Source organism: Streptomyces sp. NPDC058157 (genome assembly GCF_042884105.1).
Taxonomy (GTDB): domain Bacteria; phylum Actinomycetota; class Actinomycetes; order Streptomycetales; family Streptomycetaceae; genus Streptomyces.
This window is the reverse complement of record NZ_JBHVUQ010000049.1, coordinates 22178-47400: the sequence shown is the minus strand read 5'-3', so window position 1 is coordinate 47400 and position 25223 is coordinate 22178. Positions and strand designations below refer to the sequence as shown.

Genomic DNA, 25223 nt, shown 5'->3' with positions numbered 1-25223 from the left:
GAACAGCACCCACAACTCATCCGGCACCAGCCGCTCAACAATCCCCGCCACAGCCGACAGCCTACCTGTCAGCCCAAATGAGATGAGGTCTAAGGGTCCGGCGGTTCACCTGCCAGGACGCCGCGTGCGGGCGACGCACATTCGTGGAACAGATACCAGGGCTGACCCGCAGACACGGTCAGCGCACTGAACGGCTGCGGTCGACGCTGGCCACGGTCGGTCTCGCACTCGCAGGCCGGGCTGGCGCCCGCCTCACTTGCGCCCTCGGGGGACCGGTCAGCCGCAGCACGGTCCTGCGGCTCGTCCACGCGCTACCCAAGCCGGAAGTACCGGCGCCGCGGGTGGTCGGCGTCGACGAGGACGCCACCCGCAAGGGCCGCGACTACGGCACCGTCCTCGTGGACGTCGAGACCCGTCGCCCGGTCGACCTGCTGCCCGATCGGGAATCATCGACCCTGGCCGCATGGCTGGCCCAACAACCCGGAATCGAGGTCGTCTGCCGCGACCGGGCCTCGTTCTTCGCCGAGGGCGCCACCGCCGGAGCACCCCAGGCCGTCCAGGTGGCCGACCGCTGGCATCTCCGGCACAACCTCGGCGAAGCCGCAGAGCGAAGCGTCGCCCAGCACCGCCGCTGCCTGCACGTTCTCGTCCCCGAAGTGCCCAAGGACGAGGTCGAACCCGGTCCGGAGGAGAAGCCGGTCAGCTCGCCCTGGCCGACCGGCCACCGCTTTGCCGACCGGACCCGGGCCCGTCACGCCACCATCCACGCCCTGCTGGAGGCCGGCCACAGCCGCCGTTCGGTCCAACGACAGCTCGGCATGACCTGGCGAACCGTCCAGCGCTTCGCCGACGCCGCCGCGCCTGAGGAGCTGTTCACCGGCCAGTGGCAGAACCGGACATCCGTCGTCGACGAGTACAAGACCTACCTCGACGAACGCTGGAACGAGGGCCACACCAACGCCTGGAAGCTCTGGGAGGAGATCGCCCCGCTCGGTTACAAAGGCAGCTACCAGCGCGCTCGCGCCTACATACGTAAGAAGCGCACCTCGCCACGGCCGGTGACTGCCCGCCGCCTTCGCCTCGGACCGTCGCCGGGTGGATCCTGCGTCGCCCGGAATCCCTCACCGAATCCGAACAGATCCAACTCAAGAAGGTACGGGCCGACTGCCCCGAACTCGACGCGCTCACCCGGCACGTCCACTCCTTCGCGACCATGCTTACCGAACGCCAAGGCCAGCACCTGCCGGGCTGGCTCGAAGCGGTCAGACAAGACGACCTGCCCAGCCTCCACACCCTCGCCAACGGAATCGACCGCGACCGTGACGCCGTCACCGCCGGCCTCACACTGCCCTGGAGCTCAGGCGTCGTCGAAGGCCATGTAAACCGGATGAAGATGCTCAAGCGCCAGATGTACGGACGCGCCGGCTTCGACCTGCTGCGTAAGCGAGTATTGCTTGCGGGCTGAGCCCCGCATCGTTACATGCTGATCCAGCAGTACAGCCGGTGACCGCGAGCGGCCGCCCTCTCTGCGAGAGCGGCGAGATCCTCCAGGAAGCCCGTGGGTCCACTCGGGTCCGACTGAGCGTTGCAGACACCCGACGCGCACCAAACGCGTGCCACTTCGACCAGCTGCTTCCGGTCGAAACGAGTGAGCGAGTCACGAAATGAATCAGTGAGGGACAGGCTGACAACCTCGCCGCCACCGACCATTCCGACCAAATGCCCATGCCGCGGATCAGCCTCGATGTCATCGGCAGATCGCCCAGTAACGAGCACCTCTGCTGGCAGCAGCTCAACCACCGGATCGACGCCCTTCACGACAAACGAGTCGTACCCCGTTCCCATCGGTTGTCCGTCCTCACGAACCACAGCCCGAACGGCGTCTTCATCATCAGCAGCGGCGTAGTAGCCAAAGAGAGCTCCCATGGAACCGATCATGGCACTCACCGCTGACAACGGGCCCGTAAGGCCGCCGAACCCAAACATCGATCACCACGCAGCGTCACCGACCACAAAACCTGAGCCAGAGCCGATTGAACGTGAACGAAGCCAGCCACCCACAGACCGGACGGATCCTGCCGACGTTCGCCGCCGTCGCGAAGTACTACGGAGCCGGCGTCGACATCTGCCCGCCGCGGCGGGGCAACCGCAAGGGCGTCGTCGAGAAGGCCAACCACTCAGCGGCTCAACGCTGGTGGCGAACCGTCCCGGACGGCAGCAGTATCGAGGCAGGTCAGAATGGCATCGACAAACTGGCCGTGCAGATGGACTTGCGTAAACGGAAGCTCGACGGAGCTTCGACCACGGTTGGCACGCTGGCCGAGGCCGAGCCGTTGCTGGAACTACCGACCCGCCCGTTCCCCGCCGAGCTGGAGCAGACCCGCGTCATGAGTCCGCAAGGGCTGGTCTCCTTCGCCGGCAATCACTACTCCGTGCCGCCCGGCCTGCCCGGCGCCCACGTCATGGTCCGGATCCGTCTCGGCGAGGACGACCTGCACGTGGTCACCGCCGGACGGGCGGTCATCGCCCACCACCGCCGGGCACCGGACGGAGCCGGGCAGACTGTCCGCGACGCCGGGCACGTCATCGCCCTCGAACGAGCCGTTCTTGCCGCGTTCTCCGACAAGGCGCCCTGCCGCACCAAGGTCCACCGGCCTCCATCGGCCGCGGCCCAGGCGGAAGCCGAGAAGCTTCGCGGCCGACCTGAAGCAGACGTCGCGAATCGGGTCGTGATCGACCTGTCCCACTACGCCGCCGTCGCCGACCGGCTGCGGCAGGCCCCCACCCACGAGGACCAGGAGCGGGAGAGTGAGTGACACCATGCCGATGAGCGAGGCCCGCCGCTACCAGCAGCTGCGAGGACACCTGTCCTATCTGAAACTCAACGATGCCGCCGAAGCCCTGCCCCGCGTTCTGGACCAGGCCCGAGCCGAGCGGATGACCCTCACCACCGCACTGGAAAAACTCCTCGAGATCGAAGTCGAGGCGACCGAGGCCCGCAAACTCTCCTCCCGGCTCAGGTTCGCCTGCCTGCCAGAACCATGGAACCTGAACGACTTCGACTTCGCCGCCCAGCCCGGCGTCGACGAGAAGCTCATCCGCGACCTGGCCACCCTTCGGTTCCTCGACAACGCCTCCAACGTCCTGCTGGTCGGCCCGCCCGGCGTCGGCAAGACCATGCTCGCCGTCGCTCTCGCCCGCTCCGCAGTCGACGCCGGCCACCGCGTCTACTTCACCACCGCCGCCGAACTCGCCGCCAAGTGCCACAAGGCCGCGCTCGAAGGCCGCTGGTCAAGCATCATGCGGTTCTTCGCCGGCCCCCGCCTGCTCGTGATCGACGAACTCGGCTACCTCCCGCTGCCGGGCGACGGCGCCTCCGCTCTCTTCCAGGTGATCAACCAGAGGTATCTGAAGCCGAGCACGATCCTCACGACCAACGTCGGTATCGCCGACTGGGCGGGCGCCTTCGGCGACGCCACCGTCGCCGCCGCGATGCTCGACCGGCTCCTGCACCGAGCCGCCGTGGTCGGCATCGACGGACCGTCCTACCGCCTCCGCTCTCCCCAGTCCCACTCCGACAACCTTCGCAAAGGGGTGCCCGGACGTGCTGGTTGAATTCCGGGAGTGCCCCATCTGCTGGACGTCATTCCAGGTCAACCCCAGTGCGGGGGCCCGGCACACCTACTGCACACCCCGCTGCAAAGCAGAGGCAAGCCGACGCCGACGCCGTGAACGCGACGAGCAGCCGATGCGGCTCAAGTCGAAACGATGACCTCGGCATCACCGGACCCGACACCCCTCGCGCCCACGGCCGTCCGGAACTGCCCGCACTGCGACAAGCCGGTCACCATCGTCGCCCTGCTGGCCACTCCCGAAGCAGCACGACCTACCATCCCGATGGCGAACCCGGACGTCATCCCGATGCGCCGCAGCTGAACGGACGCAGGTCACTGACCCCGCCGGCCCTCTGGACGGCGGGGTCAGTCTGCGTCAGCGAAGAAGGCGCTGATGTTGTTCCACATGAAAGCGTCCCGCCACTTCGGGCGTCCTTCGGCCCAGTCGCTCAAGGCGGCGATCACCTTCTCCTGAGAGATCGTCCGGGTCTGATAGTGCTCCGCCGCGGTCCCGTCGCGGAATTCAAGCTGGTAGGTGTTGTCGTCCCTCAGCCATACCTGGACATACCAATCGCCGTCCGCCTCATCGTCGACGCGCTCGACGATGACGAAGGCGTTGCCTCGGCCGAGGTTCGCCACCATCCGGCTCAACGCTGACGGCTTCGGGTTCCCCACCCGCCGACCATGTTCATCTCTCGCTTGCAGCATGCCCTGATCATCGCCCACGGGTCTGACACGGGTCGAAGAGCAACCAGTCGTACTCAGCCTCGCTCACCACTGTCCTCAGTTGGTTCACTTCGTGAACCAACTGAGGTGAAGAGCGGGTCTGAGGAAAATTCAAGATCCGCATCACCGCCGGGAAGACGACTCACGCCAGCCTGGTCCGTCTCACCTCCCGCGCCTTCGAGCTCGTAGAGGACACCCTCGACGACGACCCCCGCTACCTCGCCGTCCTGGCAGCCATCGCGGAAATCCACCACCCCGACACCACCCCCGTAGAAGGGCACCGCCCGATGCGCGACCCGCGGGCAGGCACAGCGGCGCGCCTCTGTGGCACCCGACTTGCGGGCGTGCCGGGACAGGGCCGTGGGTCTGCCGGGAAGGTCCCTGCAGGAGAGGAACAGGTTGACGATCGTCGGTGTGCGGCCGGGTACGGGACCGAGGCGGCGCGCCGCTCGCTGTCGCCGGGGAGCGGCCGATACCTGCTTTCCGGTGCCTTGCGGATGGGGCAGACTGCGTGCGAACGAGGGCGGGTGCGGCCGCCGCAGCGGCGAGCACGGCGGCAACAGGACAGTGCGGAAGACGATCCCGCCGCGGACGTCGGCGCCGCCGTCATCACCGGAGCCCGGCCCTCACCGCAGGGCAACGGTAATGGAGCAGGCCAACCATCAGGTCCCGGCGTGCGAGGGGGGAGTCGCCGACCCGGCGACCGGCGAGATCCGCATCCCCAGGACCGCTGCAGCACCCGCGTCCTCAACCCCGCCGCCACAGCGATCCCACTCCCCCAGGGTCGTCGCGCGCAGTTCATCGCGGACACGCGCGCCGAGGAGAACGCCTTCGTCGTCTGTCACCACACCTTCGGCGACGACATCCCGCCCGGCACGATGCAAGCCTGTGCCGGGGACTCGTCAACGCCTACGGCCTCCCCCCGCTCGTCCAGGAAGCCCTCGACGCGGGCTCCGGCCACCTCGTGGAAGTCCCCGAACCCCTGGCCACCGGCACAGACCTGCCCGAGGAAGCACAGCCCTGGCACCGGCAGCGGCTACGCATCGGACTCGTCCAGTGCGCGGACTGCGCCACCACCGTCCGCTGCACCAACCTCGAAACCCTGCCCGACCACCACTGCACCGAACGCCGACGAACCCTGAACGCCTCGGCCGGGTAGCGGCACACCGACCAGATCGACCACCGACCCCTCGCCTCCGAGGCCGCCGAACCGCGGTCTCTGCCGCTACCGCCGGCCGGCACCCGACCACATGAGCAGGCCCGCCACCGGCATTGGGGCGGCCACACAGCAGGACGGGCTGGATCAGCCGGGGTTCTGGCGGTCCAAGACGTCGCGGTCGGTGTAGGAGGCGGCACGCCCGCCCACCGAGGCCTCGGTGGGCGGGCTGCGGACTCAGCGCGGCGCGCAACCGCAGGCAAGAGGTCGGCGAGGCGCCGGTCATCACCGCCCGCGGATGTACTGCCCCATCGGGATGTCCGTGAGCGCAACCGCGCAGCGCCTGGCCGGGAGCAGCGGTGCCATGGCCTCCAACGAGTCGTTCTCCGGCTGGACCAAGACTTTTACCGCCCCTCGCCTCTGCGCGGCCATCGTCGGCCGCCTCGCCTTCGGCGGCGACATCATCGAGACGGCACCGACTCCTATGGCCTGGCGATGACCCGGGCCTGAGCCAAGCAAGAGGCGACCGCCGGAGCGGCGGGGGTTCAGATGTGGGCCCGGATCTGCTTCACCGGATGGCCCATGCGGTCCGCCAGCGCCGTCAGCTCGTCCTCGCTGAACCAAAGGCGTTCGGGGTTCCAGACGGCTATCTCGAAGCGGGCGAATCCGCACGGCCAGTCGTAATCCAGCACATCCAGAGTGGTTGTTCCGCCACAGCACGGGACCTCGATCGCGAGCGTGCTGAACCCGTCCTCGCAGCGGGCCTCAAGGAGGCCGCCCCACCACTCCTTGCCGATGGCTGCCCGGCACAAGGGGCAACCGATCCTCTCCAGGTTGCCCCCGCAGTCGACAGCGGTCACCACATGGTGCCACGTCACGTCGATCTCCATGTCCACGCCGTCGGCAACTCCGGGGGCCAGCTCCTCGACGAGCGCGATGACGTGATCAACCGCATCGCGATCCGGCTGCCACCACGGATCACTCGGAATGATCGACAGCACGTCCTCGCTCATTGTTTACCCACCTCGTCGAGCCACCACAACGTCGCGACGGGATGCTATCGATTGCACGTTCTGATGCCGCAACACCCTGGACCCGATGCCCGACACGGGTCCGTTGGGTGTTCCCAGAACTCCGGCAGACCACAGGGACTTGGGCGGAGCGCCGCCTGGGGCCACCGAGGCAGTACCGCCGTGTCTCAGTGTGTAATGCCCACCAGTCAGCGCCCGGCAGGGGTGGGGACGGAGAAGCGGATCCCGTAGCGCTTTTCCATGGTGGCGATCCGGTCGGGCAGGATGATGCGGATCTGCGCCAGCTCGTCCTTGTGCTCGGCAACGTACTGCTCCCGCGCCTTCGCGCGCAGTGGTTCACGCGCCGCCTCGACGGGCTTCATGCAGATCGCGTATATCGCTCCGAGCCGGCGGTCCTCCGCCTTCATGGCGTCGCGGTCGTCGAACTCCTGCATCCTCTTGTCGACCCCGCTGAAGAAGTCGTTCTCGTCCTTCGCCTGCACGCCCTTGTCCGCCAGGCAGCCCGTGAAGGTCTTGCGTGCGGACACGACGGTGTCCGCCGTCTCGAGTGGAGCGAGCACGCTCAGCCAGCGGGAGAACAACGGACCGTAGACGGACTGGAGCTCGGCGGCCGCCGTATCGCCCTTCTGGCCGCAGCCTTGCACCAGTGCGTTGTCCGGCGCCGCACCACCAGCAGCGGAGAGCTGCTGGCCGGGGACCGTGGCGGGGACGAAGCCGTTGTGCGCGATGGTCTCGAGGTCCGGAATCTCGTACAGCCGCACGAACATGGCCGGAGGGGCATCCGGCAGCCGCGCGTGTGCCGACGTGAAGCAGGCCCGTACGGTCTCCGACCGGATCAGGCTGGTGAAGCCTTCGAGGCCTTGGGTGAGCCGGGTGTCCGCACCGCCGGAGGGCAGCACCATGGGAATGACGTCCTGCGGCAGGCCGTACGAAACGGGCGTGGCGGGCTCGATGGCGGCCGCGGAGGCGTCAGGGCGGGTGGGGGCGCTGGTCGCTGGCGCCGAGCAGCCGGACGACAGGGTCAGGAGCGTGCCGACGAGCACCGCTCCAAGAGCGCCGAAGGAGCGGGGGCGGCGGGAGTGCCGGGCGGGGCGGGGCATGTCCGCCTACCTCCGATGACGAGGGTGGACCGGATTCGCGGGCCGTGCCCGCCGGACGGGGTTTCCCGCCAGGCAGGCACAGCGCGGGATCAGTGAACGATGGTGACCTGGTCGCCGGGGGTTCGGCTGATCACGGTGAACTGGGTGCCCGGGGTCAGGTCCGTGACCAGAGCGAAGTAGGAGTTGTTGATGTCGTGGTAGCCGTTGTCCATCTGGACATAGCCCCTGGACCCGCCTATCCAGCCCGTCGAGCTCGACTTGCGGTACATGCCCATGTACCCGGAGTACTTGGCGTCGGGGGCGTAGGCGGCCTGCGACCAGGACACGTTGAGGTCGTGGCAAGGCGAGTCGGCCTTGACCGCGACCATGGCACCGTTCGTCGTCGTTCCCGGGCTCCGCAGCCAGGTCGAGACGCACCCGGAGGCGGAAGCGGTGGGCGCCAGAGCGACCAGGGAGACGGCGGTCATACCCGCGACGGTCAGCGCGGAAAGCGACTTCTTCACAAGAAACCCGATCTATACGAGTACAGCAGGGCCCGGTCACACTGACGGGCCAAACGCTGGGCACCATAGCAACTCATCGCCCTGACCTGCACATTCGCACGATCGCGCCAGGGACCGGAAGAGTTGTACACCGATCAGCGGCAGAGCCGACCCACCAAGCTCGATGACTTGGACCTCACTCACTGGTGACCCGACGACAGCACCACGCCACGGCGGCCCTTCCAGGGGATCACCGCCGAGCTGCCCGACCGCCGACCGGGCTCCGGATTCCGCTCCGCTGCCCCTCAAACCCCAGGAGCCCCGCCGGTTGAGAGACCGAAGCATCAGCTGGGGATGTCAGCCGGTTCGGTGGGAATGCGGGGGTGGCCTGCGAGGCGGCGGGCTTCGGCCGTGACCTCGGCGTCGACCCGTTCCACGTCTCTGTCGCGGTCCTCGAGGAGGGCGTACTCGTCGTCGAGCTCGGCAAGCCGCTGCGTCAGGGGCAACTCGTGGCCGTAGCGCTGACGAATCCGAAAGGTGAGCTCCCAAGGTTTCATCTCGCCGGAGAGCATGCGTCGTGCGAGCGCTCGCGCGGCGGCCTCTTGGCCGGCCACGCCGGCCGCTGGATGGAGGTTGAGGCCAAGTTCGTCAAGCGCTGGGGGAAGCAGGTCGTGGACGTCGTAGTCCGCCTCGGCGCGGGTGCAGGCGGCGAGGATGCGAAGGCCGGGGGTGTCGAGTCCGGCGACGAGCGCGTCACAGGCGGCACTGACGACCTCGCTCGCACTGATTTCCCCCGCGCTCCAGAGGGCGGCATGGTCCTGTAGAGCGATTGCTGCTGCTTCGGTCGACGTCACTCGTCCATGATCGCCCTCAGGGCGCATGCCGGTCGAACAGGTTTCGTCCAGGTCACTGCTCAGCGGCCTGGTGGAGTAGGGCCCGCGCATCCTGGAGCCGCCGCGCAGACGGGTGGGGTAGGGGCTTCCGGTGGGCCGGTGTCCCCCGCGGCGCACCCCGGTGACCAGCGGCCCTCACTCAAACCCAACCCCGAAACGGACACCTACGCGCGTTGCGCACTCTCAAGAGAAGGGAAATTGCGGAACCACGGAGCGCTTTCGATCATCTTTCGAACGGAAGCGATCTATCCCCCGACGGGGCAGTCCCCCCATGGGGCAGCACACCAGCCGGAGAGCAACCACACATGTCGTACTCACCCGACAATCAGCATCAGCCGCCATACCAGCCGGAAGGACAGTATCCGCAGCATCCGCGGCCGCCCTACGGTGGGCAGCAGCAGGGCCAGCCGCAGTACGGACAGCAGCCCCGGGGCCAGCAGCAGGGCCGCCCGCAGGACCAGACGCAGCCGTACGGCCGGCAGCAGCCCCCGTACGGGCAGCAGCAGGGACCTCAGCAGTCCTACGGCCGGCAGGAGACCGGCCGCCCGCAGTACGACCAGCCGCGCTACGACCAGCAGGCGTACGACGACCAGGCCACTGTGTACCAGCAGCGCGCCCCCGAGCTGTCGGGGTACGACCGGACCGAGCCGCCGTACGAGCACGACGGTGAGCGCCCGCGGCGGAAGTCCAGGGTCCGCCGCTGGGTGATCGCGGGTGCCGCCGTGCTGGCTCTCGCGGGCGTCGCTTCGCTCGTGATGTACCACTTCGACATACCTCCCTTCACCGACAAGGGCAGCCCCGTGTCCTTCGGGCAGACGCCCGGGGGCGGCACGGTCAAACAGGCGCCGAACTCCAAGGCGCTGATGCCCACGGGCCCGCAGGCGGAGTTCAAGAACGAGTCGACCCTGTCGGACGGTACCCACCTCGCGGTCACCACGCTGACGGGTAAGAAGTCGGGCTTCAAGGGGCAGGTGTGGGTCTGGGCGCCGAAGGAGTACAACGACCCGAAGTTCGCCAAGAGCGGCTTCCCGGTCATGATCGCCCTGCCCGGCGGCGCCGGTTTCCCCAGGAACTACTGGATGGGCACCGACCTCAAACTCCAGGCCAGCATCAGCAAGTGGTACAGCGAGGGCAAGAGCAAGCCCTTCCTCCTCGCGATGCCGGTGCTCAACCCCGAGAACCACGACGATGACCCCAAGGACCCCCTGTTGGGCCGGTACTGGGACGGTAGCGACATCCCCGGCCAGCCCAAGATGGGCACCTGGCTGACCGACGACGTCCCGGACCTGATGCGGGAGAACTTCCGTACGATCAAGTCGCGTGACGGCTGGGCGTTCATGGGCTCCTCCACCGGCGGCTTCGCGAGCCTGAAGGCCGTGCTGAAGTACCCGGAGAAGTTCAAGGCCGCGATCGCCTCCGGCCCGGACATCGTCCCGGACTCCGGGCTGTGGAAGGGCCACGACCAGGAGAAGAACGAGAACAACCCGAACCTGCTCTCCAAGGCGCTCATCGAGAAGAAGGGCGCGCCGGACGTCTACATCGCCTTCCAGGTCGGTGACAGCGAGAACAACAAGGACACCCTGCCGAACGTGCAGAAATACATCGCCACCTACGGCAACAAGGGGCCGATCCACACCAGTCTGAGAATCATCCCGGGCGGCAAGCACAACGCCACGACCTACGTGCCGAACATGGGTGAAGGCCCTATCGAGTTCATCAGCAAGGTCATGGAAGGGCCGGTCGAATAGCCGGACATCCACCTTGACTCTGTCGGGGATCTTGGAGCTGTTCGGTGTGTGATGGCGTGATCGACGGGCATGCTCGGTTTGTTCCGGTGACCGATGCAGTCGTCGAGGTGCCTGTCGTCGCTCCGCCCCCGTGCCGGTGAGCAAGTCCCCTCTCTGGCCGTGCGGATCGCGCAGGCGAGCAACCCGGCCGGCACCACGGCGATGTGGGTGAGAGACCGGCTGGACGGTCTGCGGCGCGACGAGGACGTCGCCGACCGGTACCCGCGTGACGGATAGCCGGGCCTCTCGCCTGCCCAGCTGGCTGGCGTCTGTCTGCTTCAGTTGCTCCTCGGCCTGTCGGACCGGCATGCTGCCGAGGCGGTCCGCTGCCGTATCGATTTCACGTAGGCGATGGCCATGGAGCTGGACGACCCCGGCTTCCACCACAGCGTGCCGGCCGACTTCCGCGACCGCCTTACCGAAGGGGACCGTGCCGACCGCCTCCTCGGCCTCGCCCTGGCCCGCCTCAAGGAGGCCGGCCTGGTGCGTGAGCGCACCACCCAGCGCACCGATTCCACCCACATCCAGGCCGCGGTCCGCGACCTGACCCCTCTGGAGCTGACCACCGCGGCGGTCCGCGCCGCCCTGGAAGAGGTCGCCGGCACTGCCCCGCACCTGCTCGATGAACTGGTCGATGAGGACGGGGGACGGAGCTACGGCCGACCGGTCCGAGAGCCGGCCGTACCTCCGGTCCCCGCGTCCAGGGCCTGCGCCAGATCACGGTGCAGAACTACGACCGTGATGCGATGAGGCGCGCCTCCCGGGCCGACGCCTCGGCACTCCACGAAGTCGGGGTCGGTGAGGTCCACGTCCTCGGCGTTCTCCAGCCCGGCGGTCACGAGGAAATCCCTGATGCCGGCCGGTCGGTGCGCGGCCCCGATGGCGACGCCGGCGCAGCGCACCCGGCGCCGGCCCTGCTCGGCGGGCGGGTAGACGATCAGCTTCGCGACATGCGCCCAGCCTGTTCCCGTCGCTCCCCACTGGTGCCAGGCCGCGCGCGAACGCGTGGGGCAGCAGATCACGGCCGCCCGCGGACAGCCTGCCCCGGTGTCATCGGCCGCGGAGTACGTTCGGAGGTACAGGGTGCGGCCCTGGCCACCGGGGCCGCGACGGGGGGCGCGCCCCGACACGGCTTGCCGACCGGGCCAGGCCCGCGGCCTTAACCGGTTCCCTCGTGCGGGTGTACCCGGGGCCGCCGGCGAGCCGGTCCGGTCCCACCGCCGGCGCAGGGCTCATGAAACCGATCGACGCGCAGCACATCGCGGAGCCCGGCCTGGTGGTCCTGGACACCACCGGCAGGGACAAGACCCCCGTGCGAGCCGTCGTGGCCGCACTGGAAGATCACTGGGCCACATCAGGCATCGGCCCGGTGCGGCGGCATCCCGACGATCCCGGCGTCCGGGCCCGGAAGCCAGCGGCCCCATTGCAGGACCGCGAAGAACACAACGGGGGTGGGGCCTCTCGGCGCCCAGGTTCGGGGTTCACGGGGGCTTCGGCCCGCGTTGCGGATCGCTCGGCGGCGGGGGCCGGGGGCTCGCTGGTCGGTCGAGGGCTGCAGGGCATCGATCCACACGCCGCTCCGGTCGTGATCACTGGTCGTGCTCACGGGAAAGGATCTTGACCTCAAGTGTGCTTGAGGGAGCAGTCTTCCTCCATGAACACCGAACAGATACAGCAGCAGTTGCAGGCCTTGACCGACCGCGCCGAGATCACCGACCTGATGGACCGCTACCTGCGTTCCCTGGACGTCGGCGTCTTCGACGAAGAGTGGGCTCGCGCCTTCCACACCGAAGACGTCACGGCGGAAATGCCCATCGGTACCGTTCATGGCCGCGACGCCTTGCTGGCAGACGTCCGACGGGCGATGGCGCTGTTCGAACGAACGGTGCACCTGGGCAGCAACGCCGTCATCGAGATCGACGGTGCTCGGGCCAAGGCCAAGGGTGCCCAGTTGAGCACCCACGTACTGGCGGACGGCTCGGGCAGCGTCTTCATCTCGGCCGGTCACGCCGACACCGAGCTGGTCAAGACGGCCGAAGGCTGGCGGATTTCAGCCTCAGCCCTCCGGGTGGCATGGACCCAGGGCCCTCGCCCACAACTGCCGACCACAGCCGCAGCGGCCTAGCCTCCGGCCGGCCGGGCCGGACCGGCCTACGCCCGGAAGGTCGCAGGGACGCGGTTGCGGCCCCGGCGTGGTGTTCGTACGCGGGCGGTGCTCCTGCGGGTCGAAGGACCGCAGGAGCACCTGGGCGGCTGCGTCCCCGGGGGCCGGCCTCGACCACAGGTTCCACATCGGCGGAGTTACCAAGACCTTCGTCGCGTGTCGACGGTCACGCATTTCCCCACGATCTACATGACCGGCGTCACGCAATTCTCCACCCGCACGATCACGCGCCCCATGGGGCTGGCGGTTGCGATGCCCACCGGCAGGGCCCGAGCCCGCCTCTCCCTGCTGTTCACATGAACAGCAGGTCGACCGGCGGCCATGGGTAGCCCAGTCGCTCGGCATCATGCGAACCTCCCCAGACCTCGGCGAGGGCACGGGGATCGCCTGCGGTCAGCTGCGCTTCAAGGCGCTCGGCCTGTATCGATGGGTCGTCCTCGGAGATCTGGAGGGTCGTTCCGAACTGGATCCAGGGCAGATCCGTATCGGGCCCGTTAGGGGGGTGCATCAGGATGACGTGGATTCGGTCGGGTTGCTTGCGGGAGGCCCAGACGTCTTGCAACTCGCACTCCCACCGGAGGAGCCAGTCCTCGCGTCCCCTCAGCCCCGCCTCAAGCAGCCGCGCAACTGCTCCTGCCGGCCACTCCCAGCCGCGGTCTTCTCCGGCTCGCATGACCTCGGCCTCGTACTGAGCTGCGTTGAACCGAAGCTCCTGCAGGGCGACGTCCTCGTTGGCCAGGTCGCGCCAGCCCGCCCAGACAACATGATCCCCGTCACGCGTGACCGTCATGTACAGGGCACCGCAGCACTCCTCCGCGCCGCACCCGGACCAAGCGAGACGGGCCTCGTGGGGTGTCGCGGTGGCATGCAACGGCCCATCCTGGTCCAACAGATACCGGGGTCCTACTCCCAGGTACCGGGAGCCTCCCACGCCGCCAGGGAGCACATCGGCCAGAAGATCCCGGCCATTGACGATCGGGCGGACCTCCACGCCGCCCTCGTCGGGCGGAGGGCACACGATGCTCAGGCTGAGAAGGTCCGGTTGCATGGTCATCGGCCAATGGTCGTGGAGCCAGCCACAGCTGTCATGTGAATTCGCGTGGCCCTACCCGGTCGGTAGTCCGGGCTGCTGTCAGGCACGCTGGCCTCCGGCCACCTCCGGAACATCGGGATGACAGCCTGGGGAATTGCGTGATCGTAGCCCTGGGGAATCACGTGACCGTCCACGGACAGGAAGCTATCGGACAGGAGAGGTCCAGCTCCCACGCGGTGCCCGGCCCGATCCCCGAGCGACCTTCAGAGGACCCCGAAACCCCACAGCCGTCACGGATCATATGCCCACCCCGCATAGCCCAGGCCAGGCCCCCGTCCCCACGCGGGCGCCGCTCCGGTCTCCAGCCACGCCCATGAACCGAACCGCGGGGAACGCTAGCCACCCGTGTGGCCGCTTGCCACAGCGCACACGACGGCGCATGAAGGCACCAGCCGGTCGCGTCCCGACAGACCCGCAACGCTCCAACGCCTTCCCAAGCCCTGGTGGACACGTCATCGGGGCCCCCGCTGAGATATCGAATCACTCCCGCTGGCCGAGGTCGTCGTCGATGATGTCCGTGTGACCAACCGCATCAGCGCCCTGATCTCGGCCTTCGGTGTCCTTGCCAGCATGCTGCTGCTCACCCTTGCCCTTCGTGAGCACCGCGCTGGGGCGTCAGTTCTCTGGCTCGTGGCTGGAGTTGTGATCTTCCTTGGCGCCTCGTACGCGCTCGTGCGGGACGTTCGGCAACTCCGCTCGGGGCCGACGGCCTGACGAGCAGCGTCCTTCCAACCAACACCGTCGATCGTTGTTCGTTCCCCGAAGCACCACCAAAGCGGCCCACCCACGCCACCTCGCACCCCACACCACAACCCGACCCATGGCACCACCCGCCCCCGCACCACCACCCACCCGACCCCGCAAGCACACAAGGCGACGACCTCCCGGGTGAACGCGAGCCCCCGCGGCCGGGCCCGGGGAAGGCAGGTGAGCGCCGGCCGTGACAGCGCGCAGTTCGGTGCAGCAGGGTGCGCGGATGACCTTCCTGCCCGCGATCGACGCCAAGCTGAACGTGTGGACCAAGGCCGCCGTTCTGACCGCGTTGTACACGCTGCGCAACCTCGTGAAGGGCTGGTGGCGAACGCGCCTCGGCAAGAGCCGCGGACTGTCGAGGGCATACCGGCGCATGGCGCCACGGGTCCGCCACGACTACGTTCGTAGCGGCGGATCAGCTCGCCGGTGGGGCGGTCGAGGAAGGCCAGGCGGTTGAGGCCGTGGCGGGAGCAGGATCCGGCGGGCCGTCGAGGTCCGCAGGTGCAGGGCCGACGGCCGCCGCATGGAACGTGCCCGGCTCTACGGCGGAGCATCCTCGCAGGCGCGGGGTCAACCTGCCTACCTACGGCCGGCTGATGGCCGACAGCCGGCGGCGGATCAGCCCGTCTGGGCCGTCCGGGCGCGCTGGGAGAGTAGCCGTGTGAGGGATTCGAGGTCACCGCTGTCGTAGCGTCGGCTCTCGTTGTCCTTGCCGCTGACGATGGTGAGGACCGTCCCGGTACGGACCATCGTGTAGTGGGTGGTGTGGATGACGGAGGCCGCACCCTCGCTCGTGGACTGTGAGAACGCCGTGATCTCGTCGCCGACGCTCGGCATCGTCAGCTTCCTCACGCCTGCCGCCTGCGCTTTCCGGTTCTTGCGTTCGAAGGCCGACCGGGCTTCGGATTCGCCCGGATAGGAGAACACCAGGAATTCGGTGTCCATGCTGTAGCGGCCCTGGTACTCGGCGCCGCCCTCGAACGTCGAACCGTCGTCTTGCGACGAGACATCCGCCTTGGGTGCCTTCACCTCCGTCCAGCCGCTCGGCAGGCTCGCCGCATCCGGCAGGACGGCCTTCACGGCCTCCGCATCGGACAGCGGCACCGCCTTCCCCCCGCCCTCGTTCCGATCCTGACCAGGGGTCCCGTCGGCCTGCCTCCCAGCCCCCGGGCCGCCCGCTGAATCGCCGGGCGCCCCGGATCCGGGGGAGCTGTCACCGTCGAACAGTCGTGCCCCTCCGTAGACGCCGAGGACCACCAGAGCAAGGAGAGCCGCCGCAAGCGCGACGAGCGCGGCCCGCCCGGACGGGGTGTTGCTGAAGGTGACGGGGCCCAGGGCGATGGTGCTCTTGCGCACACTGGCTCCCCCGTCGATGACGACACTGCCGACGTAGTTCCGCGGCGGTGCCGCCGGCGGAGGTCCGGCCAGGGCTTGTACGAGCCGGGCGGCGAAATCCGGGTCCTCAGCGCCCGCGGCCGATATCGCGGCCGCCAGCTGTGTCCGAGCCTCCGCGTCCTCCGGCTGCGCGTCCACGGCCGCGAGGGCCGCCTGCCCGGACGGGCTCGTCCCGAGCCGCTGTCTCACCAGGACGGAAACGGCTTGCCCGACATTCGCTCCCGCCGCGCCGGCCGCGCCGCTCGCGAACTCCGTCACCACCCGCACGACCGCCGCGACCACGTCCGTTTCCATGGCACCCCCGTACCCCGCGTACATGCCATACGGCCGGATGAGCCACTGGCAGTCAACCGATCCCGAAGGCATCAGATTCAAGCCCTGGGCCCGCCCACCACACCGACGTAACAGGTCAAAATTAAAGGAAAACGGGCCAAGATCCACTGCCGCCGGGAGCGTTCATCCCCGCAGGCTCGGGATCAACGCCACTTCCGCCGGGGGCGGGTCGGCCTCAGCCGAGGACCGCGGTGACCTCGCGGCGGGCCGGCTCCGACAGGAGGGGCGTCCAGCGTGTGAACAGCTCGCGCAGGCCCTCCCCGTTGCGTTCGCGGAAGGACTCGTTCACCTTGGCCAGGTCCAGCTCGTTGGCCACGGTGAGCTCGGCGAAGTCACGGCGCTGCTGGAGGGACGGTGTGAACTGCTCGCCGGTGAACCGGTCCCGGAAGGTCACCGGCTCCCCGTCGGGCGCGGCGAGGCCGGGGTAGGAGGCCTTGCGGTCGCAGCTGGCGTAGAAGTAGACCAGTTCCTCCGCCTCGACGCCGATCGCCTCGGCCAGGCGGGCGCGCTCGGACAGGTCGAGGAGTACCAGCGGCAGGCCGTCGGTGCCGTAGAAGGCGTGGCACAGTGCCGCGGTCTGCAGTGCAGGGCGCGCGCCCCACGCGGCGAGCATCGCCTCCACGCGCAGCAGGTGGGTCAGGAGCGTGCCTCCGGAGTGTTTGGTCGTCTCCGCTCCCACCTCCTTGAGCAGGGCTATCGCCGGAGAGTCGGAGTGCTGATCGTCGCTGTGCATCATGAGCCCATCATGGCGGGGTTCCCGTGCCGGCGTACGCCGGGACCGGCATGCGGACGGTTCTGGAAGGCGGTCACGTCCGCCGGTGCGACTGCATCCTTCGGCCTACCGGGTCCTCGGTCCTGCGGAGGACGCTCTCACGCCACCGCCGCGAGAGGGTGGATCCGTGCGGACGACCATCGGATACACGCTCGAGAGCATCGGGTACGTCATAGGGGCCCAGGGCCTCGTCAGCTTCGCCTCGCAGGCGTTCTTCGGCACGGAGTGGGGGTGGATGCACAAGGTCGTCGACCTTCCGTCCACCGCCTACCTCGGCGTCGCCGCCGTGGGGTTGGCGCTCGTCGTAGGCGGGGTGCGGACGCGGAGGGCGGCCGGGCGCCAGGAGGTCGCCTGAGCGGGTACGCCGTGTCACGGAACACGCCTCCGTTTTCCGGCGCTCCGGGGATCACGGGATCAGGCCGAGCTGTCGTAGCTGCGCGAAGACGTCGACGACCCCCCAGACCTCGGTGATGCGGCCGCCGCTGAAGCGGAAGATGAAGATCTCGCCGTACGTGACCGGCTTGCCGGTGGGCGGGAGGCCCCTGTAGTCACCCCGGTGGGTTCCGGTGACCGTGTTCCTGAAGACGACCTTGTCGCCTTCGGCGATCACGTCCTCGACCGCGACGTGGAGGTCGGGGAACGCGCGCAGGAGGACCACCCACACCTGTTTGAGCGCCTGTGCCCCCGTCGCGCCGGTCGGCACCGGAGCGTGGAACAGCACGTCGGGCGTGAAGACCTCGTCGATCGTCTTCGAGATGAGCTCCGCGTCGCCCGTGTTCACGGCGGCGTGGAAGCGGCCGAACGCCGCCTTGTTGATTTCTGCCTGGGCTGCTGACATGTGCGGGCTTCTCCTCGGTTGGTGAAAGGGCCGTTGCCCACGGGGTCCGGACCCCGGACTCGTCGTTCAGGCGCCGGTGCCCGTGCGGGCGCCGTACTTCCCGCCGCGGGACGCCAGCTCCTTGATCACCACCGCGGTGCGCCCGGTGACGTAGGCCCGCCGGAGGCTGTCGTCGGGGCGGGTGAACTGGCCCACCGCGTTCTTCCGTCCGAAGGTGACGGCCCGGGCGACGTAACGCGGGGAGTACGGCTTGGGCCTGCGGCCTTCGATCAGGCGGGCCAGGGCGTCGGCCGCGTGGGCGGCCTGCGGCCCGGCGAGTGCGCAGGCGAAGCGGGCGCCGGGTACGGCCGCGCAGTCGCCCACGACGAAGATCCGTTCGTCGTCGACGCTGCGGAGGTATTCGTCCACGAGCGCACGGCCTTCCGGGTCCACGCGCAGACCGCTGCGGGCCGCGAGGCCGGGAACGCCCGACACGATCGCCCACAGGGTCAGGTCGGACGCGAACGCCGCTCCCGAGCGGAGGTGTACGACGCCGTCGGTGACCTCGGTGACGCCGTCGTCCACGATGTCGACGTCAAGCCCCGCCAGTGCGGACCGGATCCGCTCGTGCGCCCGGCCGGAGAAGCCCCCGGCGACCGTGGATCCGACGACGCGCACCCGGAGGTCCGGCCTGGCCTCGGCCACCTCGGCCGCCGTCTCGATGCCCGTCGCGCCGCCCCCGATCACCGTGACCCTGCTGCGCGGGGCAGCGCGGCGAGCGCCGTGCGGGCCCGTTCGGCTCCTTCCCAGGTTTCCACCGGGACCGTGCCCGGCATCGGCCGGACGGTGCTGCCCACGGCGAGGAACGCGTGGTCGAAGTCGATGCCCGTACCGTCGTCGAGGGTGAGGGCGCCGTCGCCGATCCTGTCGGCGGTGGCGATGCGCGAGGTGATCCCGTCCCGGAGCATCGAGGTGAGGGGGGTCGCGGCAGTGGCGGTCCCCGCGAGCTGCTGGTGCAGCCGTACGCGCTCCACGAAGTCGGGGCGCGGGTTGACCACCGTGATCTCGGCGCTCCTCACCTTCTTCGCGATCCGGTTCGCCGCGAACGTGCCCGCGTAACCGGCGCCCACCACTACGACCTTCATGTCGGCCTCCCGCCTTGGTGACTGGTCGGACATGAAATGCCGGCGGGCCGGGTCCTGTGACAGGTCTTCGGTGTGGCGGGTGTCACAGGGCGTGCGGTGTCACACGACACCTGGCTGCGCTGGGCGGGCGCCGAACTCGACGTGGTGCGGGAGCCGCGCGCGAACCTGGTCCGGATCGCCGCCCGTCAGGCCTTCGGGCGGCTGCGCGCGTCGCAGAGGGCGTCGAGCCGGGCGAGAGCACGGGGACACGTGGCGGCGCGCCGGCCGCGCGGACCCGTTTCCGCCGCCGAGAACCGCGTCGCATTCGTGGCCTTCCAGCGAGCGCTGGTGACGGATGGCCTGCTGAATCTGCTCGACCTCCTCGTCCCGGACGTCGTCGCCCTGCGCGGCGGCGGGGCGATCGACATCGACGTGGCCGTGGCCCTGCGGATCGGCGGCGGCCGCATCACCGGGCTCTGTTCCGTGCGCTGTCCGGAGAAGCTGACGCGCATGGAACGGGGGACGGCCGTGGGGCGCTGAGCTGCGGGGGCGGCGGCCGTACGGCGTGTTCCGCTGCCGGTGCCGCCGCGCGGGCGGAGGGTCGTGGGCGGGCCGTGTTGTCAGTGGCGGGTGACAGCATCCGGGCATGAGTGACGAAGCGTTCAACTGGCATGCGTTCCTGGGACGGTGGCAGGAGGAGTGGGTTCCGCCGAGGGACCCGGACGACGGCCCGGACCAGGACGGTCCGCCGGGCTCCTTCCGGCTGGGCGGGCCCGCGGCGGACGAGGCGGCGATCCGGGCGGCCGAGGTGCGGTTGGGGCGTCGACTGCCGGCCTCGTACCGGGCGTTCCTGGCGGTGAGTGACGGGTGGTACGTGGAGCAGATGGCCGGGGTGTACCAGCTCGGCGGCACCACGGACATCGACTGGTTCCGGGATCCGTTCGACATGACCCCCCTGTACGCGGACGGCCTGGGCGAGAACCCGCGTGAGGAGGAGGTGCTGCTGGCCGGGATGTGGCGGCGCGCGTTGCGGTTGGAGACGGAGTCCGACATGTCGTACGCCCTGCTCGACCCGGGTGACCGGGACGAGGACGGCGAGTGGGCGCTCTACCTCTACCAGGGGTGGGGTGGTGAGCCGCCGCGCCGCTACCCGTCGTTCCGCGCCTACATGGAGGCCATGTACCACGGCTTCCACGCCACCCGGGCCGGTGACCCCGGGTTCGTGAACGCGACCACGCGCGCCCAGGACGCCCGGGTCGAGGAGGCCCGGCTGCTGGCCCTGCGGGGACGCCACGAGGAAGCGGCGCCGCTGCTGGAGGAGGCGTTCTCCTTCGGACGGCCGCACAGCGGCGTTCTGTTGCAGCAGGTGCGGCAGTTGTCGGGCCGGCGCGTTTCCGGGGACTACGGCCTCCTCCCGGCCGATCCGCGCCACGGGCCCGAGGTCCTGCCGGTGCAGGCCATGGCGGCGGCGCGCGACGGCCAGGGGCCGGACGGGGACGACTACTGGCTCGGGATGATGGCCGCGCGGGGCGTCGACCGCGAGGCGGCCCGGGCGGTGCTGGGCGCGGTGCGGGACGGCACCCACCGCTACGCGCCTCCCGGCCTGTGGGGGCGGGCCGTCGCGGAAGCCCGGGAGGCGGCCCGCTGGGGAGCGACCGACGCGGCGTGGCGGGTCCTGCGGGAGGCCCTCCCGCTGTGGGAGGCGCCCGGGCCCTCGCTGATCGCCCCCATCGGGCTGCTCGCCGATCCGGTCCTGGGTCCGCTGCTCACCCCGGAGCGGGGGCGGGAGCTCCTCGCGACACCGCGTTCGGGGGAAACCGGGCCCGTCCCGGAGCCCGTCGCCGACCTCGACCCGCCGGGGCTCGGCTGGCTGGCGGGGCCCGGGGACGGCCGCGGGCCGGCCGCCGGGTACCGGTGCGTGTGGGTGGAGGGCCTCGACCCCGCCGGTCTGCCCGCCCTGATCGGTGAGGAGGGAGCCGGACTCGGGGTGCTCACGGACCGGCTCGGGTCCTGGCGGAGGCAGGGGCGGTGGGAGCGCGAGGGCGTGGAACCGTGGGAGGACCGGGCCGCCGTCGCCGTCGGCCGCACCGCCGAAGGGTGGGCCTTTGCCTTCGACGGCGACGCCCACCACCTGGGCGACCGGTTCGTGTCCCCGGCCGTCGCCGCCTCCGCGCACGGCCGCGCGGTGGTCGTGTGGCGCGAGCCGGAACGCCACTCCCCCGACGACCAGCCCCCCGCCTTCCACCTGTCGGTGGCCGAACGGGGCGAGGAGGTCTACGCGTTCACCGTGCGCGGTGGTGAGGTCCAGCGCTCCGGGACGATACCCGAGGCCCTGGACCCCGCCCGGCTGTTCCGGGCGGACGACACGCCCTTGGACGGGGTACCGCGCGCGCTGGAGGCCCTCCACGCCGAGCTGGGCCTGTCACTCCCCCGCTTCGCCCTGACCCAGGGCGCGCTCCCCACCCTCACCACCCGCTCCTGGACCCGTGCGCCCCGCGAGGGCGAGAGCTTCGCCTACATCCGCTTCGTCCGGCACCGGGGCTGAAGGGCCGCGGGCGCTCGGGGACTTGGGCGCACCGCCTTCGCGCGTGGACGTGCGTATGCCGCCGCCGTCCCGGAGGCGGTGACGCCTCCGCCTCGGGCCGCGGGCCGGCGGGGGCGCCGTCTGCCGTCGCGGCGGAAGGGCGGCGGCGAGGCGCGAGGCTCGTTCCAGCGGAGGCGACGCGGGGGACGGCGCGTCGATGGAGGTGCTGCGGGCCATCGTGGAAACCGCGCCGGGCTTCACCGGGTGACAGGATGACCAGTGGATCCTGCCTGCGGGACGGTACCGCCTTCCTCGGCCGCGCCGGGGCCCGAGAACTTCAGGCCCGCTCGGATGCCGTGGAGTGTCTGCGCTCGGAGGCTGCGCGCCGGCCCTCGGCGGCCGGGCCGTCCCGGTGTCCGGGCCGGTGGTGGATCATGCGGTGGTGAGGGTGGCCGCGCCGAAGGAGACGTCGAAGCGGTCGCACCAGATGGTGACGCTGCGGTAGTCGGCCAGGTTCAGGTCGGCGGGGATCGCGTAGTTCTGGTCGCCCTTGTTGCCCTTGAGCCTGCCCAGGCTGACGTGCTTGCCGTCGTCGAAGACCGACCAGCCGGCCACCCCTTCCTTCACCTGGGCATCCGTGAGCCAGACGCGCAGGTCCGGGCCGTTGCTGGTGTCGAGGTCCTCCAGCCGCAGCGTGCGGGAGCCGTCGGGGAGCCGGATCAGTTCCACGGTACCCGTCGTGGTGTGCTCGTGGCTGATCAGCGTGCCCCGGGCCAGGACCTGGGGGCCGGCCTGAGCGCCCGGGGGCACCGCCGAGGACGCGGACCCGGGTTCGGCGGCCTGTCGGGATGTCATGGGGAGGGCCTCCCGGATGGTCGCGTCCTGCCACAGCCTCCACGGCTGGAACCAGTACGTGCCGACGCCCAGTACCAGCGTGGCCACGACCACCAGCCCGGCCCACAGCCGTCCTCGTCGCTTCGTCTCCGTCACCGTCTCCGCCACCGAAGTGCCCTTCCTCGCCCATCTGTCGACCGTCCGCCGCCCGCCATTCAACGCGTCCGCGGCCGACGTCACCAGCTCAGACCTGGTGACGAAAGTCTTACGGGCGGCGTCAACGCCCGGGCCGGCGCCCGTCGCGCGGAGCGAACATCTCGAACGCGGCCTCCTCGGTGGTCCGCGCGTTCAGGCAGTGGTCGGCCCATTCCGCCGCCTGATCGAAAGTGGAGTCATCGGCGATCCGGGCGGCGGCCGCGTCGATGTCGAAGGAGGTGGAACGCAGTTGGACGCCCGGCCCCAGGAGCGCCCAGTGCGCGCCGGCCCGGCCGAAGGGCATCCCCACACTTCCCGGGTTGACGACCAGCCTGCCGGCGACCTGGCGGGCGAAGGGCATGTGGGTGTGTCCGCACACCACGGTGCCGACCGCCTCGTCCACGCCGCCGAAGACCTCGCCCCACCGCTCGGGGCTGGAGTCGACGAGCACCACCTCCTCGTCGTCACGAGGGGTGGCGTGGCAGAACAGGACGTCGCCCAAGCCGCGGACCTGACGGGTGAGCGTGGTAGGCAAGGCCTCCAACAGGTCGACCTGGTCGTCTCGGAGCCGCTCCGCGGCCGACGGGCCGATCGGGTCCGGTATCGACGTACGCAGTCCCCTGCGGTATTCGACCAGCTCACGATCGGCGTTGCCGCGGATCCAGGCGGCCCGCTCGCCGAGGCCGGCCAGGAGATCGAGCACCCCCACCGGCTGCGGGCCGCACGCGATGTCCCCGGTGAGCACGATCAGATCGGCGTCTCGGACATCGGGTTCGGCCAGGACTGCCTCCAGCGCGGGCAACACACCGTGGATGTCGGAGAGGACGGCTACTCGGTTCAACATGACGACCAATATCCAATACGCCGTCAGCCCTGCGGCAGGAGGTGCGGGACCGGGCCGCGGTCAGCCGTGGGCGTGGCCGGTGTCGGCGGTGGGCAGGGTGCGTACGACGTCCTCCTCCGTGCGGGGTTGCACGATCACGAACTGGCCCATCATGCCGCGGTCCTCGTGGCGCAGGATGTGGCAGTGGTACATGTAGGGCGTCGTCGGGTCCGTGAAGTGGCCGAACTGGACGGCGAGTCTCGTCTTCGATGTGGCCGGCAGGAAGACGGTGTCCTTCTGCGACCGGTACCAGGCGGGCGGTTGGCGGCCGCCGATGCCGATCACGCGCAGGGCCACTTCGTGGATGTGGAAGTTGTGGGCGTGGTCGCGTGCTTCCACCTCCCAGATCTCGTGGGCTCCGGCCGGTACGACCTCGTCGATGCGGTCCATGGCGTAGTCGCGGCCGTTGATCTCGTCGTCCCCGTCGAGTTGGAACCGGCGTACCCGTGCTCCGGCGGGCACCTCGATCGGAGGTGTGGTCGCGAGTCGGTCCGGGACCGGGGGCGAGGCGCTGAGCCGGTCGGCGGCGATGATCTTCAGCAGGTCGAAGTCCCCCTTGCCGATGGCGTCCCGGCCGAGGGTGCGTCCGTCGGCGAACCCGAAGTGCAGGAGGCGGGAGTTGGAGGCGTTGAGGATGCGTAGCCGTGCGCGTTGTGAGCTGATCCGCAGGTGGGGGTCGAGGGTTCCGTTGACGAGGATGCGGTTGCCGAGGAAGAAGACGGAGTCGTCGAGTCGCTGTTCCGACAGCGTGCCGTCGGCATTGACGACCTTGTCCTGGACGATCAGCGGGAAATCGTCCACGCCGTAGGCCTTGGGCAGGGCGAGGCCTTGTGCCTGTGGGTCGTCGAGGAGGAACAGCCCGGCCAGTCCCCGGTAGACGTGCTGGACCGTGAAGCCGTGGGGGTGGGGGTGTCCCAGGTGGTGGCCGCGGGCTGGTCGACGGTCCAGTGGGGGCTCCAGGTCGCCCCGGGCTCGATGATCCGCTGGGGGCCGCCGTCCATGAGGCCGGCACCCTCATGCCGTGCCAGTGGACGGTGGTCTTATCGCCGACCTGGTTGACGACGTCGACCCGTACTCGGTCGCCGCGCGGGCCCGCAGCGTCGGGCCCAGGTAGGACCCGTTGAACCCCCAGGTCGGGGCCGGCTTGCCGGGCAGGAACTCGGTGCGGCCCCGCTGCGCGGTCAGGGTGAAGGTCTTCACGCCGGCCGCGTCCAGGGTGGGTTCCAGCAGCGGCGGAATGCGCAGCGGGTTGGCGAAGCCCGCGCTGTCCGCCCTGTGGCGGGTGGCTGACGGTGTCTCGGCGGATCCGCTGCCGGAGTCACAGCCGGAGGTGCCTGCGGCGGTGGCGGCGGTGGCGGCCAGCAGAAGGAATCGACGACGCCTCACGCGCCGACGATATGGCGTGGGTCGGACTTCCACCCTCCCAGCATCTCGGCCAGTCCCGCCGATACGCCCCGGATGGCCGACGGCCGCGGAGGAGTCGTGTCCTCGCAGCGGCTCGGCCGCCACCGTCGGCTCTGCCGGCGTCGGGCCGAGGAGTAGTCCCT

Annotated in this window: 31 protein-coding genes and 5 pseudogenes; 17 read left to right on the top strand and 19 right to left on the bottom strand. The window is 69.9% G+C overall.

From position 1 onward, the window contains the following. Window positions 1-89: 89 nt before the first annotated feature. Window positions 90-1465: pseudogene (locus ACFVXK_RS15350) on the top strand (ISL3 family transposase); the annotation flags it as partial. Window positions 1466-1476: 11 nt separating this feature from the next. On the opposite strand, the gene ACFVXK_RS15345 reads toward ACFVXK_RS15350, so the two are convergent. Further along, a complete protein-coding gene (locus tag ACFVXK_RS15345) occupies window positions 1477-1938 on the bottom strand; it encodes a hypothetical protein (RefSeq protein WP_389612003.1) in 462 nt (153 codons plus the stop codon). A gap of 101 nt (window positions 1939-2039) precedes the next feature. On the opposite strand from ACFVXK_RS15345, the gene ACFVXK_RS15340 reads away from it, so the two are divergent. The 3 genes from ACFVXK_RS15340 to ACFVXK_RS15330 all read left to right on the top strand — a co-directional run bounded on the left by ACFVXK_RS15340 (window position 2040) and on the right by ACFVXK_RS15330 (window position 3936). Further along, window positions 2040-2816: a transposase gene (locus ACFVXK_RS15340; protein WP_389612008.1), complete on the top strand. Its 777-nt coding sequence runs from the start codon at window positions 2040-2042 to the stop codon at window positions 2814-2816. Next, entirely contained in the window at window positions 2809-3615 is an 807-nt protein-coding gene (gene istB, locus ACFVXK_RS15335; RefSeq protein ID WP_389612002.1) for an IS21-like element helper ATPase IstB, read from the top strand. Before ACFVXK_RS15340 ends, istB begins: the two co-directional genes overlap by 8 nt. A 153-nt stretch (window positions 3616-3768) precedes the next feature. Next, on the top strand, window positions 3769-3936 hold the full coding sequence (locus ACFVXK_RS15330; protein ID WP_162684425.1) for a hypothetical protein: 168 nt from the start codon (window positions 3769-3771) through the stop codon (window positions 3934-3936). A gap of 44 nt (window positions 3937-3980) precedes the next feature. Here the strand turns inward: ACFVXK_RS15330 and ACFVXK_RS15325 are convergent, their stop codons facing one another. Beyond that, complete coding sequence (locus tag ACFVXK_RS15325; protein ID WP_389612001.1) at window positions 3981-4322, bottom strand: hypothetical protein; 342 nt, start codon at window positions 4320-4322, stop codon at window positions 3981-3983. A gap of 134 nt (window positions 4323-4456) precedes the next feature. On the opposite strand from ACFVXK_RS15325, the pseudogene ACFVXK_RS15320 reads away from it, so the two are divergent. The 3 genes and pseudogenes from ACFVXK_RS15320 to ACFVXK_RS15310 form a co-directional block, all read left to right on the top strand. Further along, window positions 4457-4603 (top strand): annotated as a pseudogene (locus tag ACFVXK_RS15320) (DUF6354 family protein); the annotation flags it as partial. Window positions 4604-5304: 701 nt separating this feature from the next. Then, window positions 5305-5499 (top strand): hypothetical protein, encoded by a 195-nt coding sequence (locus ACFVXK_RS15315; protein ID WP_389612000.1) that lies wholly within the window; start codon window positions 5305-5307, stop codon window positions 5497-5499. A 352-nt stretch (window positions 5500-5851) separates the two neighbouring features. Further along, window positions 5852-6006: pseudogene (locus ACFVXK_RS15310) on the top strand (AAA family ATPase); the annotation flags it as partial. 35 nt (window positions 6007-6041) lie between these two features. On the opposite strand, the gene ACFVXK_RS15305 reads toward ACFVXK_RS15310, so the two are convergent. The 5 genes from ACFVXK_RS15305 to ACFVXK_RS15285 form a co-directional block, all read right to left on the bottom strand. Beyond that, window positions 6042-6509 carry a hypothetical protein gene (locus tag ACFVXK_RS15305; protein ID WP_389611999.1) on the bottom strand — a complete coding sequence of 156 codons (468 nt, stop codon included), beginning with the start codon at window positions 6507-6509 and terminating at the stop codon, window positions 6042-6044. 206 nt (window positions 6510-6715) lie between these two features. Further along, window positions 6716-7570, bottom strand: a complete 855-nt coding sequence (locus ACFVXK_RS15300; RefSeq protein WP_389611998.1) for a hypothetical protein — start codon at window positions 7568-7570, stop codon at window positions 6716-6718. A gap of 146 nt (window positions 7571-7716) precedes the next feature. After that, window positions 7717-8094, bottom strand: coding sequence for a hypothetical protein (locus tag ACFVXK_RS15295; RefSeq protein ID WP_389611997.1), 378 nt, complete (start codon window positions 8092-8094; stop codon window positions 7717-7719). A 359-nt stretch (window positions 8095-8453) separates the two neighbouring features. Further along, window positions 8454-8963 carry a hypothetical protein gene (locus ACFVXK_RS15290; protein WP_389611996.1) on the bottom strand — a complete coding sequence of 170 codons (510 nt, stop codon included), beginning with the start codon at window positions 8961-8963 and terminating at the stop codon, window positions 8454-8456. 353 nt (window positions 8964-9316) lie between these two features. Next, on the bottom strand, window positions 9317-9664 hold the full coding sequence (locus ACFVXK_RS15285; RefSeq protein ID WP_389611995.1) for a hypothetical protein: 348 nt from the start codon (window positions 9662-9664) through the stop codon (window positions 9317-9319). A 60-nt stretch (window positions 9665-9724) separates the two neighbouring features. Between ACFVXK_RS15285 and ACFVXK_RS15280 the strand changes: the two genes are divergently transcribed. The 6 genes from ACFVXK_RS15280 to ACFVXK_RS15255 all read left to right on the top strand — a co-directional run bounded on the left by ACFVXK_RS15280 (window position 9725) and on the right by ACFVXK_RS15255 (window position 13253). Next, entirely contained in the window at window positions 9725-10750 is a 1026-nt protein-coding gene (locus ACFVXK_RS15280) for an alpha/beta hydrolase (protein ID WP_389611994.1), read from the top strand. 321 nt (window positions 10751-11071) lie between these two features. Beyond that, on the top strand, window positions 11072-11137 hold the full coding sequence (locus ACFVXK_RS15275) for a hypothetical protein (protein WP_389612007.1): 66 nt from the start codon (window positions 11072-11074) through the stop codon (window positions 11135-11137). Window positions 11138-11146: 9 nt separating this feature from the next. Continuing rightward, window positions 11147-11539 (top strand): hypothetical protein, encoded by a 393-nt coding sequence (locus ACFVXK_RS15270; protein WP_389611993.1) that lies wholly within the window; start codon window positions 11147-11149, stop codon window positions 11537-11539. Window positions 11540-12023: 484 nt separating this feature from the next. After that, entirely contained in the window at window positions 12024-12410 is a 387-nt protein-coding gene (locus ACFVXK_RS15265; protein ID WP_389611992.1) for a DUF6207 family protein, read from the top strand. Between the two features lie 33 nt (window positions 12411-12443). After that, window positions 12444-12914, top strand: a complete 471-nt coding sequence (locus ACFVXK_RS15260) for a nuclear transport factor 2 family protein (RefSeq protein ID WP_389611991.1) — start codon at window positions 12444-12446, stop codon at window positions 12912-12914. Window positions 12915-13109: 195 nt separating this feature from the next. Next, complete coding sequence (locus ACFVXK_RS15255) at window positions 13110-13253, top strand: hypothetical protein (RefSeq protein ID WP_389611990.1); 144 nt, start codon at window positions 13110-13112, stop codon at window positions 13251-13253. Here ACFVXK_RS15255 and ACFVXK_RS15250 read toward each other — a convergent pair. After that, the gene (locus ACFVXK_RS15250) at window positions 13246-14007 is read right to left on the bottom strand and encodes a hypothetical protein (protein ID WP_389611989.1); all 762 of its coding nucleotides are present in this window, start codon (window positions 14005-14007) and stop codon (window positions 13246-13248) included. The two genes, ACFVXK_RS15255 and ACFVXK_RS15250, sit on opposite strands and share 8 nt — an antisense overlap. A 558-nt stretch (window positions 14008-14565) precedes the next feature. Here ACFVXK_RS15250 and ACFVXK_RS15245 point away from each other — a divergent pair. Next, window positions 14566-14760, top strand: a complete 195-nt coding sequence (locus ACFVXK_RS15245) for a hypothetical protein (RefSeq protein WP_389611988.1) — start codon at window positions 14566-14568, stop codon at window positions 14758-14760. A gap of 425 nt (window positions 14761-15185) precedes the next feature. On the opposite strand, the pseudogene ACFVXK_RS15240 reads toward ACFVXK_RS15245, so the two are convergent. The 3 genes and pseudogenes from ACFVXK_RS15240 to ACFVXK_RS15230 all read right to left on the bottom strand — a co-directional run. Continuing rightward, window positions 15186-15306 (bottom strand): annotated as a pseudogene (locus ACFVXK_RS15240) (IS481 family transposase); the annotation flags it as partial. Window positions 15307-15417: 111 nt separating this feature from the next. Then, the gene (locus tag ACFVXK_RS15235; RefSeq protein WP_389611987.1) at window positions 15418-16488 is read right to left on the bottom strand and encodes a hypothetical protein; all 1071 of its coding nucleotides are present in this window, start codon (window positions 16486-16488) and stop codon (window positions 15418-15420) included. Window positions 16489-16702: 214 nt separating this feature from the next. Then, window positions 16703-17263: a DUF6817 domain-containing protein gene (locus tag ACFVXK_RS15230; RefSeq protein WP_389611986.1), complete on the bottom strand. Its 561-nt coding sequence runs from the start codon at window positions 17261-17263 to the stop codon at window positions 16703-16705. 163 nt (window positions 17264-17426) lie between these two features. Between ACFVXK_RS15230 and ACFVXK_RS15225 the strand changes: the two genes are divergently transcribed. Continuing rightward, on the top strand, window positions 17427-17654 hold the full coding sequence (locus ACFVXK_RS15225) for a hypothetical protein (protein WP_389611985.1): 228 nt from the start codon (window positions 17427-17429) through the stop codon (window positions 17652-17654). A gap of 51 nt (window positions 17655-17705) precedes the next feature. Here ACFVXK_RS15225 and ACFVXK_RS15220 read toward each other — a convergent pair whose 3' ends face one another. The 3 genes from ACFVXK_RS15220 to ACFVXK_RS15210 form a co-directional block, all read right to left on the bottom strand. Continuing rightward, window positions 17706-18137, bottom strand: a complete 432-nt coding sequence (locus ACFVXK_RS15220) for an ester cyclase (protein ID WP_389611984.1) — start codon at window positions 18135-18137, stop codon at window positions 17706-17708. Window positions 18138-18203: 66 nt separating this feature from the next. Then, window positions 18204-18863: an FAD-dependent oxidoreductase gene (locus ACFVXK_RS15215; protein ID WP_389611983.1), complete on the bottom strand. Its 660-nt coding sequence runs from the start codon at window positions 18861-18863 to the stop codon at window positions 18204-18206. Then, window positions 18860-19261 (bottom strand): FAD-dependent oxidoreductase, encoded by a 402-nt coding sequence (locus ACFVXK_RS15210; protein ID WP_389611982.1) that lies wholly within the window; start codon window positions 19259-19261, stop codon window positions 18860-18862. Before ACFVXK_RS15210 ends, ACFVXK_RS15215 begins: the two co-directional genes overlap by 4 nt. Window positions 19262-19357: 96 nt before the next feature. Between ACFVXK_RS15210 and ACFVXK_RS15205 the strand changes: the two genes are divergently transcribed. Together ACFVXK_RS15205 and ACFVXK_RS15200 are read left to right on the top strand one after the other, a co-directional pair. Next, window positions 19358-19780, top strand: coding sequence for a hypothetical protein (locus ACFVXK_RS15205; protein WP_389611981.1), 423 nt, complete (start codon window positions 19358-19360; stop codon window positions 19778-19780). Window positions 19781-19886: 106 nt separating this feature from the next. Further along, on the top strand, window positions 19887-21785 hold the full coding sequence (locus ACFVXK_RS15200; protein ID WP_389611980.1) for an SMI1/KNR4 family protein: 1899 nt from the start codon (window positions 19887-19889) through the stop codon (window positions 21783-21785). A gap of 411 nt (window positions 21786-22196) precedes the next feature. Here the strand turns inward: ACFVXK_RS15200 and ACFVXK_RS15195 are convergent, their stop codons facing one another. The 5 genes and pseudogenes from ACFVXK_RS15195 to ACFVXK_RS15175 form a co-directional block, all read right to left on the bottom strand. After that, the gene (locus tag ACFVXK_RS15195) at window positions 22197-22766 is read right to left on the bottom strand and encodes a DM13 domain-containing protein (protein WP_389611979.1); all 570 of its coding nucleotides are present in this window, start codon (window positions 22764-22766) and stop codon (window positions 22197-22199) included. Window positions 22767-22875: 109 nt separating this feature from the next. Next, on the bottom strand, window positions 22876-23637 hold the full coding sequence (locus ACFVXK_RS15190; protein WP_389611978.1) for a metallophosphoesterase family protein: 762 nt from the start codon (window positions 23635-23637) through the stop codon (window positions 22876-22878). Between the two features lie 60 nt (window positions 23638-23697). Next, window positions 23698-24477, bottom strand: a complete 780-nt coding sequence (locus ACFVXK_RS15185) for a multicopper oxidase family protein (protein WP_389611977.1) — start codon at window positions 24475-24477, stop codon at window positions 23698-23700. Then, a pseudogene (locus ACFVXK_RS15180) lies at window positions 24459-24808 on the bottom strand (multicopper oxidase domain-containing protein). Before ACFVXK_RS15180 ends, ACFVXK_RS15185 begins: the two are co-directional and overlap by 19 nt. Next, window positions 24691-25062: a hypothetical protein gene (locus ACFVXK_RS15175; RefSeq protein ID WP_389611976.1), complete on the bottom strand. Its 372-nt coding sequence runs from the start codon at window positions 25060-25062 to the stop codon at window positions 24691-24693. Before ACFVXK_RS15175 ends, ACFVXK_RS15180 begins: the two are co-directional and overlap by 118 nt. Window positions 25063-25223 lie beyond the last annotated feature (161 nt).

What these genes read in the sequence shown, in the direction of transcription:
- ACFVXK_RS15345 (WP_389612003.1), bottom strand. Translation starts at nt 1,938, where the DNA reads ATGATCGGTTCCATGGGAGCTCTCTTTGGCTACTACGCCGCTGCTGAT.
- ACFVXK_RS15330 (WP_162684425.1), top strand. Translation starts at nt 3,769, where the DNA reads ATGACCTCGGCATCACCGGACCCGACACCCCTCGCGCCCACGGCCGTC.
- ACFVXK_RS15325 (WP_389612001.1), bottom strand. Translation starts at nt 4,322, where the DNA reads ATGCTGCAAGCGAGAGATGAACATGGTCGGCGGGTGGGGAACCCGAAG.
- ACFVXK_RS15305 (WP_389611999.1), bottom strand. Translation starts at nt 6,509, where the DNA reads ATGAGCGAGGACGTGCTGTCGATCATTCCGAGTGATCCGTGGTGGCAG.
- ACFVXK_RS15295 (WP_389611997.1), bottom strand. Translation starts at nt 8,094, where the DNA reads ATGACCGCCGTCTCCCTGGTCGCTCTGGCGCCCACCGCTTCCGCCTCC.
- ACFVXK_RS15270 (WP_389611993.1), top strand. Translation starts at nt 11,147, where the DNA reads ATGGAGCTGGACGACCCCGGCTTCCACCACAGCGTGCCGGCCGACTTC.
- ACFVXK_RS15265 (WP_389611992.1), top strand. Translation starts at nt 12,024, where the DNA reads ATGAAACCGATCGACGCGCAGCACATCGCGGAGCCCGGCCTGGTGGTC.
- ACFVXK_RS15260 (WP_389611991.1), top strand. Translation starts at nt 12,444, where the DNA reads ATGAACACCGAACAGATACAGCAGCAGTTGCAGGCCTTGACCGACCGC.
- ACFVXK_RS15250 (WP_389611989.1), bottom strand. Translation starts at nt 14,007, where the DNA reads ATGACCATGCAACCGGACCTTCTCAGCCTGAGCATCGTGTGCCCTCCG.
- ACFVXK_RS15235 (WP_389611987.1), bottom strand. Translation starts at nt 16,488, where the DNA reads ATGGAAACGGACGTGGTCGCGGCGGTCGTGCGGGTGGTGACGGAGTTC.
- ACFVXK_RS15230 (WP_389611986.1), bottom strand. Translation starts at nt 17,263, where the DNA reads ATGATGCACAGCGACGATCAGCACTCCGACTCTCCGGCGATAGCCCTG.
- ACFVXK_RS15220 (WP_389611984.1), bottom strand. Translation starts at nt 18,137, where the DNA reads ATGTCAGCAGCCCAGGCAGAAATCAACAAGGCGGCGTTCGGCCGCTTC.
- ACFVXK_RS15210 (WP_389611982.1), bottom strand. Translation starts at nt 19,261, where the DNA reads ATGAAGGTCGTAGTGGTGGGCGCCGGTTACGCGGGCACGTTCGCGGCG.
- ACFVXK_RS15200 (WP_389611980.1), top strand. Translation starts at nt 19,887, where the DNA reads ATGAGTGACGAAGCGTTCAACTGGCATGCGTTCCTGGGACGGTGGCAG.
- ACFVXK_RS15190 (WP_389611978.1), bottom strand. Translation starts at nt 23,637, where the DNA reads ATGTTGAACCGAGTAGCCGTCCTCTCCGACATCCACGGTGTGTTGCCC.